This is a genomic window from Phascolarctobacterium succinatutens CAG:287 (genome assembly GCF_000434895.1).
Lineage (GTDB): Bacteria > Bacillota > Negativicutes > Acidaminococcales > Acidaminococcaceae > Phascolarctobacterium_A > Phascolarctobacterium_A succinatutens_A.
The window spans coordinates 77,359-93,085 of record NZ_FR892771.1 but is presented as its reverse complement, the minus strand read 5'-3'; the positions used below and the strand labels follow the sequence as shown (position 1 = coordinate 93,085).

General features: G+C 50.3%; 13 protein-coding genes. 12 read left to right on the top strand and 1 reads right to left on the bottom strand.

Annotated elements, in window-relative coordinates:
• Nucleotides 1–2 precede the first annotated feature (2 nt).
• Genes rlmN through rpe form a run of 5 tightly spaced genes read left to right on the top strand, consistent with a single transcriptional unit; the run spans nt 3 to nt 5,304 of the window.
• A complete protein-coding gene (rlmN, locus tag BN587_RS02985; RefSeq protein ID WP_021719670.1) occupies nt 3–1,058 on the top strand; it encodes a 23S rRNA (adenine(2503)-C(2))-methyltransferase RlmN in 1,056 nt (351 codons plus the stop codon).
• Complete coding sequence (locus BN587_RS02980) at nt 1,058–1,804, top strand: Stp1/IreP family PP2C-type Ser/Thr phosphatase (protein WP_021719669.1); 747 nt, start codon at nt 1,058–1,060, stop codon at nt 1,802–1,804. The genes rlmN and BN587_RS02980 overlap by 1 nt, the downstream gene beginning before the upstream one ends.
• Nucleotides 1,797–3,761: a Stk1 family PASTA domain-containing Ser/Thr kinase gene (gene pknB / locus BN587_RS02975; protein WP_021719668.1), complete on the top strand. Its 1,965-nt coding sequence runs from the start codon at nt 1,797–1,799 to the stop codon at nt 3,759–3,761. The genes BN587_RS02980 and pknB overlap by 8 nt, the downstream gene beginning before the upstream one ends.
• 2 nt (nt 3,762–3,763) lie before the next feature.
• On the top strand, nt 3,764–4,663 hold the full coding sequence (gene rsgA, locus BN587_RS02970) for a ribosome small subunit-dependent GTPase A (RefSeq protein WP_021719667.1): 900 nt from the start codon (nt 3,764–3,766) through the stop codon (nt 4,661–4,663).
• Complete coding sequence (rpe, locus tag BN587_RS02965) at nt 4,663–5,304, top strand: ribulose-phosphate 3-epimerase (RefSeq protein ID WP_044484084.1); 642 nt, start codon at nt 4,663–4,665, stop codon at nt 5,302–5,304. The genes rsgA and rpe overlap by 1 nt, the downstream gene beginning before the upstream one ends.
• Nucleotides 5,305–5,411: 107 nt before the next feature.
• Here the strand turns inward: rpe and BN587_RS02960 are convergent, their stop codons facing one another.
• The gene (locus BN587_RS02960; RefSeq protein ID WP_021719665.1) at nt 5,412–6,038 is read right to left on the bottom strand and encodes a DNA-3-methyladenine glycosylase family protein; all 627 of its coding nucleotides are present in this window, start codon (nt 6,036–6,038) and stop codon (nt 5,412–5,414) included.
• Between the two features lie 261 nt (nt 6,039–6,299).
• Here BN587_RS02960 and gltX point away from each other — a divergent pair, with 261 nt between their 5' ends.
• The 7 genes from gltX to BN587_RS11735 all read left to right on the top strand — a co-directional run.
• Entirely contained in the window at nt 6,300–7,769 is a 1,470-nt protein-coding gene (gene gltX / locus BN587_RS02955; protein WP_021719664.1) for a glutamate--tRNA ligase, read from the top strand.
• A gap of 131 nt (nt 7,770–7,900) precedes the next feature.
• Nucleotides 7,901–8,743 carry a protease inhibitor I42 family protein gene (locus BN587_RS02950; RefSeq protein WP_021719663.1) on the top strand — a complete coding sequence of 281 codons (843 nt, stop codon included), beginning with the start codon at nt 7,901–7,903 and terminating at the stop codon, nt 8,741–8,743.
• A gap of 16 nt (nt 8,744–8,759) precedes the next feature.
• Entirely contained in the window at nt 8,760–9,179 is a 420-nt protein-coding gene (locus tag BN587_RS02945) for a cell division protein ZapA (protein ID WP_021719662.1), read from the top strand.
• A 7-nt stretch (nt 9,180–9,186) separates the two neighbouring features.
• Nucleotides 9,187–11,652, top strand: a complete 2,466-nt coding sequence (locus tag BN587_RS02940; protein WP_021719661.1) for a DUF3656 domain-containing U32 family peptidase — start codon at nt 9,187–9,189, stop codon at nt 11,650–11,652.
• A gap of 275 nt (nt 11,653–11,927) precedes the next feature.
• Nucleotides 11,928–13,181: a DEAD/DEAH box helicase gene (locus BN587_RS02935; protein ID WP_021719660.1), complete on the top strand. Its 1,254-nt coding sequence runs from the start codon at nt 11,928–11,930 to the stop codon at nt 13,179–13,181.
• Nucleotides 13,182–13,858: 677 nt separating this feature from the next.
• The gene (glyQ, locus tag BN587_RS02930) at nt 13,859–14,740 is read left to right on the top strand and encodes a glycine--tRNA ligase subunit alpha (RefSeq protein WP_021719659.1); all 882 of its coding nucleotides are present in this window, start codon (nt 13,859–13,861) and stop codon (nt 14,738–14,740) included.
• Nucleotides 14,740–15,727, top strand: a 988-nt coding sequence (locus BN587_RS11735) for a glycine--tRNA ligase subunit beta (protein WP_303684797.1), incomplete at its 3' end; no start/stop codon positions are given. The genes glyQ and BN587_RS11735, both read left to right, overlap by 1 nt.

Genomic DNA, 15,727 nt, shown 5'->3' with positions numbered 1-15,727 from the left:
GAATGCAAGATATTTTTGCTTTACCAATAGAAAAATTACAAGAATTATTTGTGGCGGCAGGCCTGAAAAAGTTCCGTGCCAAGCAGGTATTTCAATGGCTGTACCAAAAGTCGGTCTTTGATTTTGCCGCTATGCACAACCTGAGCAAGGCTGATATTGCCGTACTGCAGGAAAAATTTACCGTGCTGCCGCGCAGTCTGGAAATTTTGCGTGAGCAGAATTCCTCCGACGGCATGACGAGCAAGCTGCTCTTGGGCTTGCCGGACGGCAATTCGGTTGAAACTGTTCTGATGCACCATGATTACGGCTACAGCGTGTGCGTTTCCAGCCAGGTCGGCTGCGATATGCACTGCGCCTTCTGCGCCAGCGGCCTGAAGGGCGCTGTACGCAATCTGACGGCTGCAGAAATCGTGGCTCAGGTTTACCTGTTCAACGAGCGTCTGCGTGAGCAGGGTGCGATGGTGAGCAGAGTGGTGGTTATGGGCAGCGGTGAACCGATGCTGAACTTTGACAGCGTTTTGCAGGCGCTTGATTTTCTGCACCGCGAGGACACCTGCAACATGAGCTACCGCAACATGACGCTTTCCACCTGCGGCATTATTCCGGGCATTAAACGCCTGGAGGAGCAGGGCAAGCCGATTAATCTGGCAATTTCGCTGCACGCAGTCAAAAACGAGCTGCGTACGGCACTGATGCCTGTCAACAAGGGTTATCCCTTCGTGGATGTGCTGACTGCTGCCGAAAGCTACAGCAAGGCCAGCGGCAGGCAGATAACTTATGAATATATTCTGTTGAAGGGAAAAAATGACAGTCCGCAGGACGCGGAGCTTTTGAGCAATTACCTGCGCTATAGGCAGGCATCCGTTAATCTGATACCGGCAAACCCGGTACCGGAGCAGGGCTTTGATCGTCCATCCAAAGCGGCAGTAGAACGCTTTTTGCGCATCCTGCAGAAAAACAGGATTAACGCTACCGTTCGTAAGGAGATGGGCAAGGATATTGATGCAGCCTGCGGTCAGCTGCGGGCTAAATTTGCCAAGGAACAGGAGCAAAAATAATGCAGGTAATCAGCAGAACCCATGTGGGCCTGGTCAGAGAGAATAATGAAGATGCGCTGCTGGTACGCGAGCCTTCTCTTTTTGCTGTAGCAGATGGTATGGGTGGCTATGCGGCAGGCGAAATCGCCAGCAGGTCTACTATCAAAGCCTTTGAGGCTGCAACACACAGCCTGCGCCATGAGCAGGAGGAACAGAATATCCGTAAGGTTATGCTGGAGGCCTTTGATAAGGCCAATACGCACGTTTACAAAATGGCGGTAAGCAACGAAAGCTATTCCGGCATGGGAACGACGATGACGGCGCTTTATCTGTCGGGGGACGGTCACGGCTACTGCTGCCATGTAGGCGACAGCAGATTGTATCTGTTCCGCAACGACAAGCTGGAGCAGCTGACGCATGACCATACACTGGTAGCAGATTTAAAGGAACAGGGAAAAATCACGGACGAGGAAGCCTTTGTACATCCGCAGCGTAATATTTTGCTGCAAGCCCTGGGTGTCGAGGAAACGGTAAAGGCTGATTTCTTCAGCTTCCGTCTGAAGGATGGTGACAGGCTGCTGCTGTGCAGCGACGGTCTGTCCGACATGCTGCGTGCAGCTGAAATCAGCCGGATTATCGGCTGTGCCGATCCGGAGCAGGCTGCAGACAAGCTGTTGGAGCAGAGCCTGGACAACGGCGGACGCGATAATGTGTCCCTGATTCTGATTGATTTAACTACGCAGGGGGAGGAAAGCTGTAATGGATAAAAATGGCAAGACCATCTTGAACGGACGCTATGAGATTATTCGTCCGATTGGCTATGGCGGTATGGCCGAAGTCTTTTTGGCCCACGACCAGCTTTTGGATCGTAATGTAGCCGTGAAAATGCTGCGCGACCAGTTCCTCGAGGATAACGAGCTGCTGGAGCAGTTTCGTAGAGAAGCAAAATCTGCAGCCAGACTGGTGCATCCGTATATCATCAATATTTATGATGTTGTGTCGGAAGGCAACAATCAGTATATAGTTATGGAATATGTTGACGGTGTGACGCTGAAGGAATACATGCAGGAGCACAAGCTGAGCCTGAACACGGTATTGGAAATTGCTGTGCGCCTTGCAGATGCACTGCAGCATGCTCACAGCCATAACATTATCCACTGTGACATCAAGCCGCAGAACATTCTCATTGATAAAAATATGAATCCGAAAATCGCTGATTTCGGTATCGCCAAAATGGTCACCAACCAGACAATGGTTTATTCCAAATCGGTGATGGGTTCAGTGCATTATATTTCGCCGGAGCAGGCCTGCGGCGGTAAGATTACTGCCAGCAGCGATGTCTATTCCTTGGGCATAGTGCTCTTCGAAATGCTTACGGGTGAGGTTCCCTACGTTGGTACTACGGCTGTTTCTGTTGCCATGATGCATGTAGAAAAGCCGGTGCCGCAGCTGAAGGACTACATGGATAATGTTCCCGAGGGCATGCAGGAGATTATAAACAAGGCGCTGGCGAAGCGCTGTGAGGACAGATACGCTAACGCCGGACAGATGCGACGCGATTTGCTGAACCTGAAGATGAAGCTCTTCCCGTTCAGCAGTGAGGATTATCATCAGGAGCTGGGAACTGTGAAGCCTAACGGCAATGTTGTTGATAACAGTGATGACGGCGCTACTGTGATTATGAAGCCGGTGCGCAGTGAGCTGCCGCCGAAGCAGGTAACTCCGGCTGTAACACAAGAGCCGGAAAAAATTCAGGAAAAGCAGGAAGCAATGCCTTCCGAAAAAGCAGGGGATGAAAAACCGGTGGTTAAGAAAAAGCTGAATTATACCAAACTGATAGTAATGATTACTGCTGCGGTAGTAGCAATTTCACTGGTAGCGCACTTTATCTTCAACCGCAATCTGGCGGAGATTGAGGTGCCTAATGTTACCAATATGACGGTAGTAGAAGCACAGAAGCTGCTGGAGGAAAAGCAGTTTAAGGTAGAGCTGGAGGAAAAATACGGCGATCCTGATAAGTTCAAGCCTGGTACTGTTATGGAGCAGTCTCCGAAGGCCGGCGAAAAACGTAAGCAGGGCAGCCTTATTATCCTGACCATCTGTAAGGGCGCGGAGCTGAAGGCTGTGCCTGATGTTACGGGCATGTCGCTGTCGAAGGCGGAGCAGCAGCTGGCGGATGCAGGCTTTAAGGTCGGCAAGGTGACGCGCAAGCATGTGGACGGCGGTAAAATCGGCGCTGTACTCAGCCAGTCGCCTAAGGGACTGGACAAGGCTCCAAAGGGAACAGGCATCGACTTGGTAATTAACGAAGGCGACAAGCCGGTTCCGGATATTATCGGCAAATCTGTTGACGAAGCTAAGGGCATGCTGGAGCAGGCAGGCCTGAAGCTGGGCGAAATCAAAAAGGTTCAGGATGCCAGTGCCAAGAAGAATGTAGTTTTGGCCTGCAACCCGGGTGTAGGCAGTAACCTTAACGATGGCGCGGCCGTAGCGATTACGGTGGCTGCCGGCGGCGAGAAGAAGAGCGCTTACGTTGACTTTGTCGTACCGAGCGGCAAGCCTGCCAACGTACGCATCGTGCTGACGGATGACAACGGCACGGCAACGCTGTACAGTGGTACACAAAACGGCAGCGTGCGTCTGCGTCAGAAGGTGGAATATGCAGGCAATGCTAAGGTCCAGTTCATCTGTGACGGCAAGCTCATATCTGAAAGGAATCTGTAAGCATGGCAGAGCTGCAGGGCAGAGTCCTGAAAAATTACAACGGCTATTATTACCTGAAGGTAGAAGGCGAAAGCGAGCCCTATACCTGCAAGGTAAAGGGGAAAATGAAGAAGAACCGTTTTTCGCTGGCAACAGGCGATATCGCCGGCTTTGAGGTAAGCAGCAGCGAAAAACGCGAGGGGATGATTACCGGTGTGCTGCCGCGCAGAAATTTTCTGCCGCGTCCTACGCTGGCTAACCTGGATTTGTTTGTGGCAGCCTTTGCCTGTGCTGCGCCGGATTTCAGCTTTCTGCTGGCAGATAAGCTGCTGGCGTTGGCAGAGCTGGCAAAAATTCCTGCAATCTTAGTGCTCAACAAGGAGGATAACGCTCCTGCGGGCCTGATTGAACGGGTGAAGGCAGTTTATGAGCCTATCGGCTACGAGGTTTATACTCTGTCGGCGCAGAACGGTACCGGCGTGGAGGCTCTGCGTGAGCGACTGCGTGGTAAAATCTGCGCCTTTGGCGGACCTTCGGGCGTAGGCAAATCGTCTACCATCAACGCTATCGACAGCAGCGTGGACCTGCGCACGGGCGAGGTAAGCGAAAAAATCGGTCGCGGCAAGCATACTACACGCTATGCGCAGCTGCTGCCGTTTGATGAAGGCTACATTGCGGATACACCGGGCTTCGGTAACCTGCTGTTGGAGGGACTGACCGCCGAAATGGTGCTGGCCTCCTTCCGCGAGTTTGCCGATTATGAGGCAGGCTGCAGGTTCTGTCCCTGCACGCATACGCACGAGCCTGTCTGCGGTGTAAAGGATGCTGTGGCTGCAGGAAGGATTTCTGCCAGCCGTTATGAATCATATTTGACAATGTTAGCAGAGGTAAAACTCCTGCAAGAGAAAGAGGGAAGAAAATGATGATTAAAGTTGCTCCATCAATTTTATCTGCCGATTTTGCATATCTGGCGGACGAAATCAAAAAAATTGAAGCTGCCGGTGCCGACTGGGTACACATCGATGTTATGGACGGCCAGTTTGTACCTAACCTGACCTTTGGTGCTCCTGTAGTGAAAAAAATCCGTAAGGTAACCGACCTGTTTTTTGACTGCCATCTGATGGTAGAAAATCCGGAAAAATACATTGCCGACTTCAAGGCTGCCGGTGCCGACCAGATTGTTGTGCATGTAGAAACCACCAAGCATCTGCACCGCTGCATCCAGCAGATTAAGGCTGAGGGCATGAAGGCCGGCGTTGCGCTGAATCCCGCTACCAGCCTGAGTACGGTAGAAGAAATTCTGCCTTACGTTGACATGGTACTGCTGATGACTGTAAACCCTGGCTTCGGCGGCCAAAGCTTTATTGAAGGCGTAGTGCCGAAGATTGAGCGTCTGCATGCAATGATTGCTGAGCGAGGCCTGAACGTAGATATTCAGGTTGACGGCGGCATTAATGCTGAAACCTCTAAGGTAGTGAAGGCTGCCGGTGCCAACGTATTGGTAGCAGGCTCCTATGTTTATGGCGCTGAGGATACTGCTGCTGCTATTGCCAGCCTGAAATAGTATTCAGTGATTAGTGAACAGTAAATAGTGTTCGGAGAATAAGAAAAACCGTCCTTTCCCGTTATCTGCATAATCGCAGACTGGGAAGGACGGTTTTGTTTTTTGTGTTATTTTTTTCCGGAATCGTTGGCTTTTTGCCAGATGTACCACACTGCGAGCGAGCGCCAGGGACGCCAGCTTTCTGTTAGTGTATTGATTTTGCCGCGTTTAGGAATTTCGCTCAGATTGAGCATTTTTTGCAGCTCTTTTTTGAAGATGAAGTCGGCGCTGGGAACAACGTCCGTGCGGCACAGAGCCAGCAGCAGAAACATTTCAATGGTCCATTGGCCGAGGCCGCGGATTTGCATCAGCTGTTTGGTAATCTGGCTGTCGGTCATATCATCGAACTTGTCGAAATTGACGCTGCCATTGATGACTGCTTCAGCAAAGCTGCGTACGTAATCTATTTTTTGCTTTACAAGACCGATTTCGAGCAGAGCTTCAATCGGGGTTGCCAGTACTGCCTGCGGTGTAATGGGATTGCCGGTGAGTGCTTCCAGCTTTTTCATCAGCTCCTGGCTGACATTTGGCGGCAGCTGTTGGGCAATTATACCGGTTAATAATGTAGTAAAATAAACCTCTTTAGATTTGGGGGTTAACGGACATGGCGAATAACGTGTAACTAACGGGGCGAGCTCTGGAACGTTTTCACGCAGATAGCGGTCACCAATAGACCAATCTGGGGCTTGGCACATAAGCATCCTCCTTTATGTTTACTTTATTACAATATTATAATACGAAATTAACGGTTAGACAAACGAAAAAAATGCGAAATAATAGCAATAAAAGACGTTTTCTATGAACGAAGCCGTTCAGAAATGTTTTTTCTTTGAATCATGAAGAAAAATAAAAGCAGACGACAAGACAGATTAATATTTGCACTTTTTTCTGTAAAGCTGTATAATTAATCTGGTTGACAATCTATATTTGTAATTAAAATGTAAGGAGACGATGAAATGTCTGAAGTCAGAGTAAGATTTGCTCCCAGTCCTACTGGGTATTTACATATTGGTGGTGCGCGTACTGCGCTGTTTAACTGGCTGTTTGCCCGCAAAATGGGCGGCAAGCTGATTCTGCGTATTGAGGATACCGATATTGAACGTTTGAAAGAGGATTCCGTAAGCCAAATCCTTACCAGCCTGAAATGGTTGGGCATAAACTGGGATGAAGGCCCGGAGGCCGGCGGCGAATACGGTCCTTACTATCAGTCCGAGCGCTTTGATATTTACAAAAAATATGCTCAGCAGCTGCTGGACGAAGGCAAAGCATACTACTGCTTCTGCACTACCGAGGATCTGGCTGCACAACGTGAAAAACAACGCGCTGCTAAGCAACCGTTCCGCTATGCACGTACCTGCCGCGATATTCCGGCAGAGGAGGCTAAAGCACGCATTGCTGCAGGCGAACCGTATTCCATCCGTATCAAGATTCCTGCCGAAGGCAGCATCACCGTGCATGATCTGATTCATGGTGAAGTTACCTTTAACATGGACCAGTTCGATGATTTCGTAATTGTAAAATCCAACGGTATTCCTACCTATAACTTTGCTGTTTGTGTCGATGACCATCTGATGGGCATGACTCACGTACTGCGCGCCGAGGAGCATCTTTCCAACACTCCAAAGCAGCTGCTGGTTTACGAAGCACTGGGCTGGGAGCCGCCTAAGTTCGGTCATATGCCGATGATTCTGGCTATGGACCGTTCCAAGCTGAGCAAACGCCACGGTGCAACCTCCGTTGAAGAATTCCGCAGCCAAGGCTACCTGCCGGAAGCTATCATCAACTATCTGACTCTGCTGGGCTGGGGCCCCGGCGATGAGCGCGAAATCTTCACTCTAGAGGAAACCGTTAAGCTGTTTGAGCTGGAGCAGATGAGCAAAAAGGCTGCTATTTACGACACCAAAAAGCTCACTTGGATGAACGGCCAATATCTGTCCGAGCTGCCGCTGGCAAAAATTCTGCCGGATGCTAAGCCCTTCTTCGTTAAAGACGGCCTGGTAACTGAAGAATGGTTCAACGATGCTGCCAACGAAGCATACTTTGAAAAGCTCGTAGACGTTGTACGTGTACGTGTTAAAACTCTGCAGGAGGTTGCCGATGCTTCCACTTACTTCTTCAAGGATGTTGAAGAATACGACGAAAAGGGTGTAGCTAAGCACTTCAAAGCAGAAAATATTCCTGTACTGGAGCAATGCATTGCAGCAATTAAGGCTGATGATGTATATGACCTGGCTTCTACCGAAGCAGCTTATAACAAGATTGCTGCCGATAACGGTCTGGCTCTGGGCAAGGTTATCCATCCGACTCGTCTGGCTCTGACAGGACGCACCGTAAGCCCCGGTATGTTTGACGTTATGGTTCTGCTGGGCAAGGAGAGAACTCTGGCACGTCTGGAAAAGGCTGTGGAGTACATTAAAAGTTTATGATTGAAAAATAGCGATTGGCGGCTAAATTTAACGCGATGGCTTTAATTGAGCAGGAGGGCTTTCTTCCTGCTTAATTTTTACCAAGGGGTTCAAGGCTTGGGAAATGTTTTTTTGGAAAGGAGCTGCAGGCTATGAAAATCCTGTTGACAACATTATTGTGCTTATGTTTATCTCTGCCGGTGCTGGCAGACCAGCAGACAACGGTGCTTACCGAACAGACCTCGGTCGGCAAGGCAACGGCAACGCTGCCTTATATCGACGGCAGTAATTCCGCAGAGCTGGAAAAACAGGCCAACGCTTTGGTGCGCAATGCTGCAGCTAAGCTGGTCAAGGAGGTTGGCGGTCAGGGAAGTGTAACCTATAAGGTGATGCTGAACCGTCCGAGTCTGGTGAGCCTTTTATTGGAGGCAGACAACGGCGGACGCAAGGCATATGCCGGACTGAATCTTGATTTGACCACCGGCAAGGAGTTCGAGGTTACGGATTTCTTTGTCGATAATGATAATGTAAAGGCAGCTTTGGGCAATTATGATAATGTGCTCTTCGGCGAAGAGGGCTTGTTTGTGCGCAGCAAGAAAAATGCAGCGTACAGCAGCTTCGTGCCTTATAAAGAGGTAGTTACCTCGTTGCGCATCGGTGAAGCGGGACGCTTGCTGCAGCTGGCGAAAATTACCGATAAGGCTGCGGGCAAAACACTGCGTCTGCCTGCAAGCGGACTGATGGCGCTGAAGATGGACAGCAATCCTTCCACCGGCTACGGCTGGCAATTTGCCTGCAGCTCGCCGGCAGTAAGCAAGGTAGGCAGCTCGTTCACCATTCCGCGCGGTGAAGAGGAAAGAATGGGTGCGCCCGGCGTTGAAATTCTGGTGCTCGCGGTTACCAAGCCTGGTACCTATAATATCCGCATGGATTACAAGCGTTCCTGGGAAAAGCTGAGCCTGCAAAGCTTTAATTTTACCGTTATCGCAGAATAAGCTAGAGGATGTGTTTATGGAGAAAGCATCAGTTTCTGTAAAAATATATAATAGTACCTATGCATTAACGACCTCTGCCTCCGAAGAACAGGTGCTGAAAATAGCAGCAGAGGTAGACAGAAGAATGCAGGAGCTGGCAGAAAGCAAAAAGCTGCTGCAGACAGATAAAATCGCCATCTGGACGGCGCTTGACCTGGCGGCTGAAAGATTGGAGCTGCAGGAAAAATGTGCTGCCTTGAAGCAGGAGCTGCAGGAAAAGTGTACTGCTATGGAGCAGGAAATGCAGCAAAAATGTATAGCGGCAGAGCAGCAAATGCAGGAGAAATATACTGCCATGGAACAGCAAATGCAGCAAAGAAATGCTGCTCTGGTACAAGAGCTGCAAGAGCTGCAGGCCAGATATGAAAGACTGCTGGCAGCAGTGCGTGAAAGGTAGATAACATATGGAAAAGAAAACAATAGAACTGCTTGCTCCCGCAGGCAGCTGGGAAGCATTGGAGGCAGCGGTAAACGCCGGCGCCGATGCTGTATATATGGGCGGTAAAGCCTTTGGCGCACGTGCCTATGCCAGCAATTTTGATGAAGAGGAAATGGCGAAGGCGGTGTATTTTGCGCATATGCACCATGTGCGCCTGTATATTACCGTCAATACTTTGGTTGATGACAGCGAGCTGGAGGCTTTGTCCGCTTACCTGCTGTTTTTGAATAACGTGGGCGTAGACGGACTGATTGTACAGGATTTGGGTGTTATCCGTCTGGCGCAGAAAATTGTGCCGGAGCTCCCGCTGCATGCCAGCACGCAGATGAGCATTACCAACAGCAGCGGTGTAGACTTCGCTATGGGTGCAGGCATGGAGCGCAGCGTATTGGCACGCGAGCTGAGCCTGAAGGAAATCGGCGCAGCCTGCAGTCGCGGCAGTGAAATCGAAACCTTTATCCATGGGGCATTGTGCGTCTGCTACAGCGGACAATGCCTGATGAGCAGCCTTATCGGCGGCCGCAGCGGCAACCGCGGACGCTGTGCCCAGCCTTGCCGTTTGCCGTATAAGCTGCTCAACGCGAAGGATGAGGATATGCTGCAGGGCAAGGATGCAGGCCAGTATCTGCTGAGCCCCAAGGATATGAATACCTTGAGCATTTTGCCGCAGCTGATTGACGCAGGCGTTGTGTCCTATAAAATCGAAGGACGCATGAAGCGTCCGGAATATGTTGCGGTAGTAGTAGATGCTTACCGCCGTGCGATTGACAGCTATCTTGCCGGTGACTACAACGTGTCGGAGGAGGATTTGGCGAATATCGAGCAAATCTTCAACCGTGATTTTACCACCGCTTATCTTGAGCGTCGTCCCGGACGCACGATGATGAGCGACCGCCGTCCCAACAACCGAGGTGTGCTTATCGGCCGTGTAGCGAAGCTGGATAAAAACCGCAATAAGGCAGTTATCAAGCTGGATAAGGCACTGCATCTGGGCGACGGACTGGAATTCTGGGTAAGCGTCGGCGGACGTGTGGGCACCACTGTTACTGATATGCTGTGCAGCGGTAATAGCGTGCAGAGCGCTGCCCCCGGACAGCAGGTAACGATTGATGTGCCTAACGGAGTACGCTTGAATGACCGCGTTTTCCGTACTCTAGACAGCAGACTGATGAGCTATGCGCAGCAGTTCTTCGGACCGGACGCCAAAAAGCGCATTCCGGTAGATGCTGTTGTTACTGCGCGCTTAGACGAGCCCATGACCGTTATGCTGACGGATGATGAAGGCAACGTCGGCTACGGCGAAACCGATTTTATCGTAGAGGCAGCACGCAAGCGTGCGCTGGATGAAGCCGGTGTGCGCAAGCAGCTGGACCGCTTGGGTACGACAGAATATTTCCTGAACAGCCTGCTCTTTGAGCATGATGAAAATGTTATGGTGCCGATGAGCGAAATGAACGAAGCACGCCGTATGGCGTGCGAAGCACTGGACGCTGCGCGTTTGAGTGCTTTCGCTCCTGCGCGCACAGCGGTGCACAGCTTCAGCGAACAATTAGTGCCGCAGGCACATAAGGCTAAACAGCATGAATCCGTTCTGGTAGTGCATTGCGACAGCGTTGAGAAGGTCAATGCTGCGCTGCAGGCAGGTGCGGAGCGTATTCTCTTCGGCGGTGACTGCTTTAACCATCAGCTGCCGTCCGAGGCTGATTATGCCAAGGCTGCCAAGCTGGTGCGCAAGGATGGTCGTCAGCTGGCCTTTGCTACACCGCGTATCATCAAGGAAGCACAGCTGGCATATTTCGATAAGCTCTTCACTCTGTGGGAAGAGCTGCAGCCTGATTTTGTTTATATCAACAACAACGGTCTGTGGCCCTTGGCGAAGAAGCATGCTGCGCTTAATTTGGTAGCAGATATGTCTTTGAACATCTTCAACAGTCAGACACTGCAGTTCTGGCAGGAGCAGGGCGCTGCAGGTGCAGTGCTCAGTCCGGAGCTGACTATGGCGCAGGTAGAGCATCTTGTGAGCGTCAGCCCGCTGCCGTTGGAGTGCATGATTCAGGGACGTTTGGAGATGATGGTTTCCGAATACTGCGTAGGCGGCAGCTTCCTGGGTGCGTTGGATAAGGGTGCCTGCAAGTTTAACTGTGCGGAGCCTTTGTTCCTGGGTGACCGTAAGGATGCACGCTTCCCGATTGTTACTGACCAATTCTGCCGCATGCATATTCTGAACGCGCATGAGCTTTCGATGACTGCCAATGTACAGCACATGGCGGAAGCAGGCGTGGCAGCGCTGAGAATTGACGGACGTGATTACGATGTGGCGCGTCTGGGCGAGCTTGTGGCGCTGTATCGCAAGATTATCGGCGGTGCTGTAGAGGCACCGGAGAATCTGCCAGGCACTACAAGAGGCCACTATTTCAGAGGCGTGATGTAAAAGTAAATATAAGCTGAATCCCCTGTCGGCAGTTGTCGACAGGGGATTTTTGACGCTTGTAAGCTTCACTAGTGATATGTGTGCGATATAGTTGTTTTCAAAGGCTTCGTTATAAGAGCTATGGATAATTTTCAGGCTGGTGTAATTATTTTGGCCAGAAAAAACTTTGCCTGCATCTTTCCGTTCCTGCCCGATTTATGATATAATACTAAAGTTATAGAGAAAAAAGACCATAAGGTCTGAAGATAAATTTTAGAGGAAAAGAGGAATGTGAAATGACAAATGGATTTGCAGCCTTAAAGGTTTGTGCCCACACCGTAGAGCAGCTTCAGAAAATGGGCATCAAAAAGCCGATGCCTGTACAGGAGCAGGCTATCCCGGCGCTGTTTGCCGGACGTGATGTAATCGCCCGTGCGCAGACTGGCACAGGCAAGACACTGGCGTTTTTGGTACCGCTGGCAGAAAAAATCGACATTGCCAAAAGCTATGTGCAGGCACTGGTAATTACGCCGACGCGTGAGCTGGCACAGCAGATTGCTACTGAAATGAAAAAAATCCTGGGCGAAAGCGATATTAAGGTGCTGGCTGTTACTGGCGGACGCGATTTTGAAACGCAAAAATATAAGCTTGAGGGACGCAGTCATGTGCTGATTGGTACTCCCGGCCGTCTGCTGGACCATATCCGCAAGGGCAATACCGACCTTGGCGGCGTGCGTTATCTGGTATTGGACGAGGTAGACGAAATGCTGCAGCAGGGCTTTATGGATGAAGCGCTTGATTTGATTGCTATGACTGCACCGGAGCACCAGACTATGCTTTGCTCCGCAACACTTTCGGAAGAGGTGCGCAAGCTGGGACGCAAGCTGACGAAAAACTGTGCATTGATTGATATTAACCCGGATCAGGCTACCGTTGAAAAAATCAAGCAGATTTGCCTGAAAACAACCGATGAATATAAGAATAAGGCTGTGGCAGCACTCATTGACCGCCTGAACCCGTATTTGATGATTGTCTTCTGCATGAGCAAGGAGCGCACCAAGGAGCTGGGCGACTGGCTGGGCATGCAGGGCTATAATGTTGACGTGCTGCATGGCGAAATGTCTCCCGCCAAGCGCAAAACTGTTATGAAGGCCTTCCGTGATGCTAAGATTCAGATTCTTGTTGCCAGCGACCTGGCTGCCCGCGGATTGGACGTTGAGGGTGTAACCCATGTGGTGAACTATGATATTCCGCATGATGTTGACTGGTATGTTCACCGCATCGGCCGTACCGGACGCGCAGGCAATGAGGGCGAAGCAATTACGCTTTATACTGCCGACGAGGTTAAATGGCTGCGTAATATTGAAACCAAGCTGGGCATTCTGATGGAACGCCAAAACCTGGAGGGCGGTGTTGTGGCACGTCGCGTTGCTGTGGCTGCCAAAAAGAAAAAGCCCGCAGGACCTAAGCGCGGACGCAATGCTGTTGCTGATAAGCGCAAGGCTCCTAAAACAGGCAGCAACCGCCGTCAGGGTGTGAAAAAAAAGTAAGTTCGTTCTGTATTACTTGCAAAAGCTAGCCTTTTGTGATATATTGAACATAGAAAGACAACCGCCCACAGAGGTGGGTTGCCTAAAGTTAATGGTTTAGAAAAATCCGCTCCGCTAACCGGCAAAGTTTTGGGGCGGTTTTTCTATGCACGCATTATTTACAAAACAGAAAAATAAAGGTCAGTAATGCCAAAATGAACATTCCAAAAGCCATTAGGTCCTGAAAAGTGAAATGCTTCATAGACATCACCTCCATTCTATTTAAGAATGGGGCAACGCCACCCTGCAACACGGTTGTCTTCTGTTTGTGAGTATAGCATATAAACAAACTTTTAGCAACATCTCTTTTTGTTTTTAGTATTTATTGTCTGTTGCTCTTGACAAACAGCGCTGTATTTTATATACTAACAGTTAAGCTAAGAAGAAGAGTAGTAATCTGCAACCACAGCGAGCCGTGACAGTGCAAGGCGGCAAAGGCAGATGAAGGCGCTTTGGAGCTGTAAAAGTATATTGATTGAGGCGGGCTGCATTTTTGCAGTCAAGCAGGGTGGAACCGCGGAGTCCGAGCTGTATGCACTCCGTCCCTGTAACATTTAAGTTACGGGGACGCGGGTGCTTTTTTGTTTTTCTGACAAAGCTGCTGCTGCCGTCTTTGTAACAAATATAGGAGGTAAAACATGGATTTTCAGACAATTATTTTGAAGCTGCAAAAATTCTGGGCAGGCCAAAACTGCATTATGGCACAGCCCTATGACATCGAAAAAGGCGCAGGCACAATGAACCCGTCTACCTTTTTACGCGTACTCGGACCTGAGCCCTGGCGTGTGGCTTATGTAGAGCCTTCCCGCCGCCCGGCAGACGGCCGTTACGGTGATAACCCGAACCGTCTGTTCCAGCATCATCAGTTCCAGGTTATCGTAAAACCCTCTCCGGAAAACATTCAGGAGCTGTACCTGCAGAGCCTGGCTGAGCTCGGCATTCATCAGGAGGAGCATGATATCCGCTTTGTAGAGGATAACTGGGAATCTCCGACTCTGGGCGCTTGGGGCCTTGGCTGGGAGGTTTGGCTGGATGGTATGGAAATCACCCAGTTCACCTACTTCCAACAGGTAGGCAGCATTGACGTTAAGCCTGTAACCGTTGAAATCACGTACGGCCTGGAGCGTCTGGCTATGTATATCCAGGGCGTAGAAAACGTATTCGATATCCAATGGGTTGGCGACATCACCTACGGTGACGTTTTCCACACCAACGAGGTAGAGCAATCCTTCTACAACTTTCAGGTAGCAGACACCGCGCTGCTGTTTGACCTGTTCGACAAATATGAAGCAGAAGCTAAGCGCGTTATTGAGCTTGGTTATATCCGTCCTGCTTATGACTACGTTCTGAAATGCTCCCATGCATTTAACCTGCTGGATTCCCGCGGAGCAATCAGCGTAAGTGAACGTACTGCCTACATCGGTCGTGTACGTGCGATGGCCCGCCTGTGTGCAAAGGCTTATGTAGCACAACGTGAAGAAATGGGCTTCCCACTGCTCAAGAAAGGGGAGAATAAATAATGGAAAAATTACTTTTTGAAATCGGTACAGAAGAGATTCCTGCGAAATTTATGCCTGCCATTCTAGCACAATTAAAGGATTTGGCAGAAAAGAAAATGACTGAGCTGCGCATTCCCTTCGAAGCAGTTAAAACCTATGGCACTCCCCGTCGTATGACCTTCATTGCCAGCGGCGTTGCCGAGGCTCAGGAGGACAGCACTGTTGAGGCTAAAGGTCCTTCCGCAAAAATCGCTTTCGTAAGCGGCGCTCCTTCCAAAGCAGCTATCGGCTTTGCTCGCGGCCAAGGCGTTGACGTAAAAGAGCTCGTTGTTCGCGATGAATATGTATATGCTGTTAAGCATCTGGCAGGCCAACCGGTTAAAGATTTGCTGCCGGGTCTGCTGAGTGATATCCTCACCAGCCTGAACTTCCCGAAAAACATGCGTTGGGCAGATCATGAATTCAAATTTGTCCGTCCGATTCGTTGGCTGGTTGCACTGTTCGGCGATGAAGTTATCCCTGTTGAAATTACTGGCGTAAAATCCGGCAAATTCAGCCGCGGTCACCGCTTCCTGCGTCCTTCCGCACTGGATAACGCTAAAGCTCATGAGTCAATCGGCGATGCTGCCAAGGCTTTGTTCGACACCGTAAAGAGCAAGGCTAAGAACGCTGTAGCTTCCGCTGCTATCGGCACCATCGGCGCTGTAGAAATCCCTGATGCTGATTCCTATGAAAAGGTTATGTATGACAACTATGTAATGGTTGACCAGGACGCTCGCCGTGAGCTGATTCGTCAACAGGTTACTGACCTGGCAATTGCCGAAGGAGGTCATGCCGAAATCAATGAAGACCTGCTGGAGGAAGTAAACTATCTGGTAGAATGGCCGACTGCTCTGTGCGGCAAATTCGAAGAGAAATTCCTTGCTCTGCCGAAGGAATGCATCATCACCCCGATGCGCGAGCATCAGCGTTACTTCCCGGTACTGGCAGAGGACGGCTCCCTGCTGA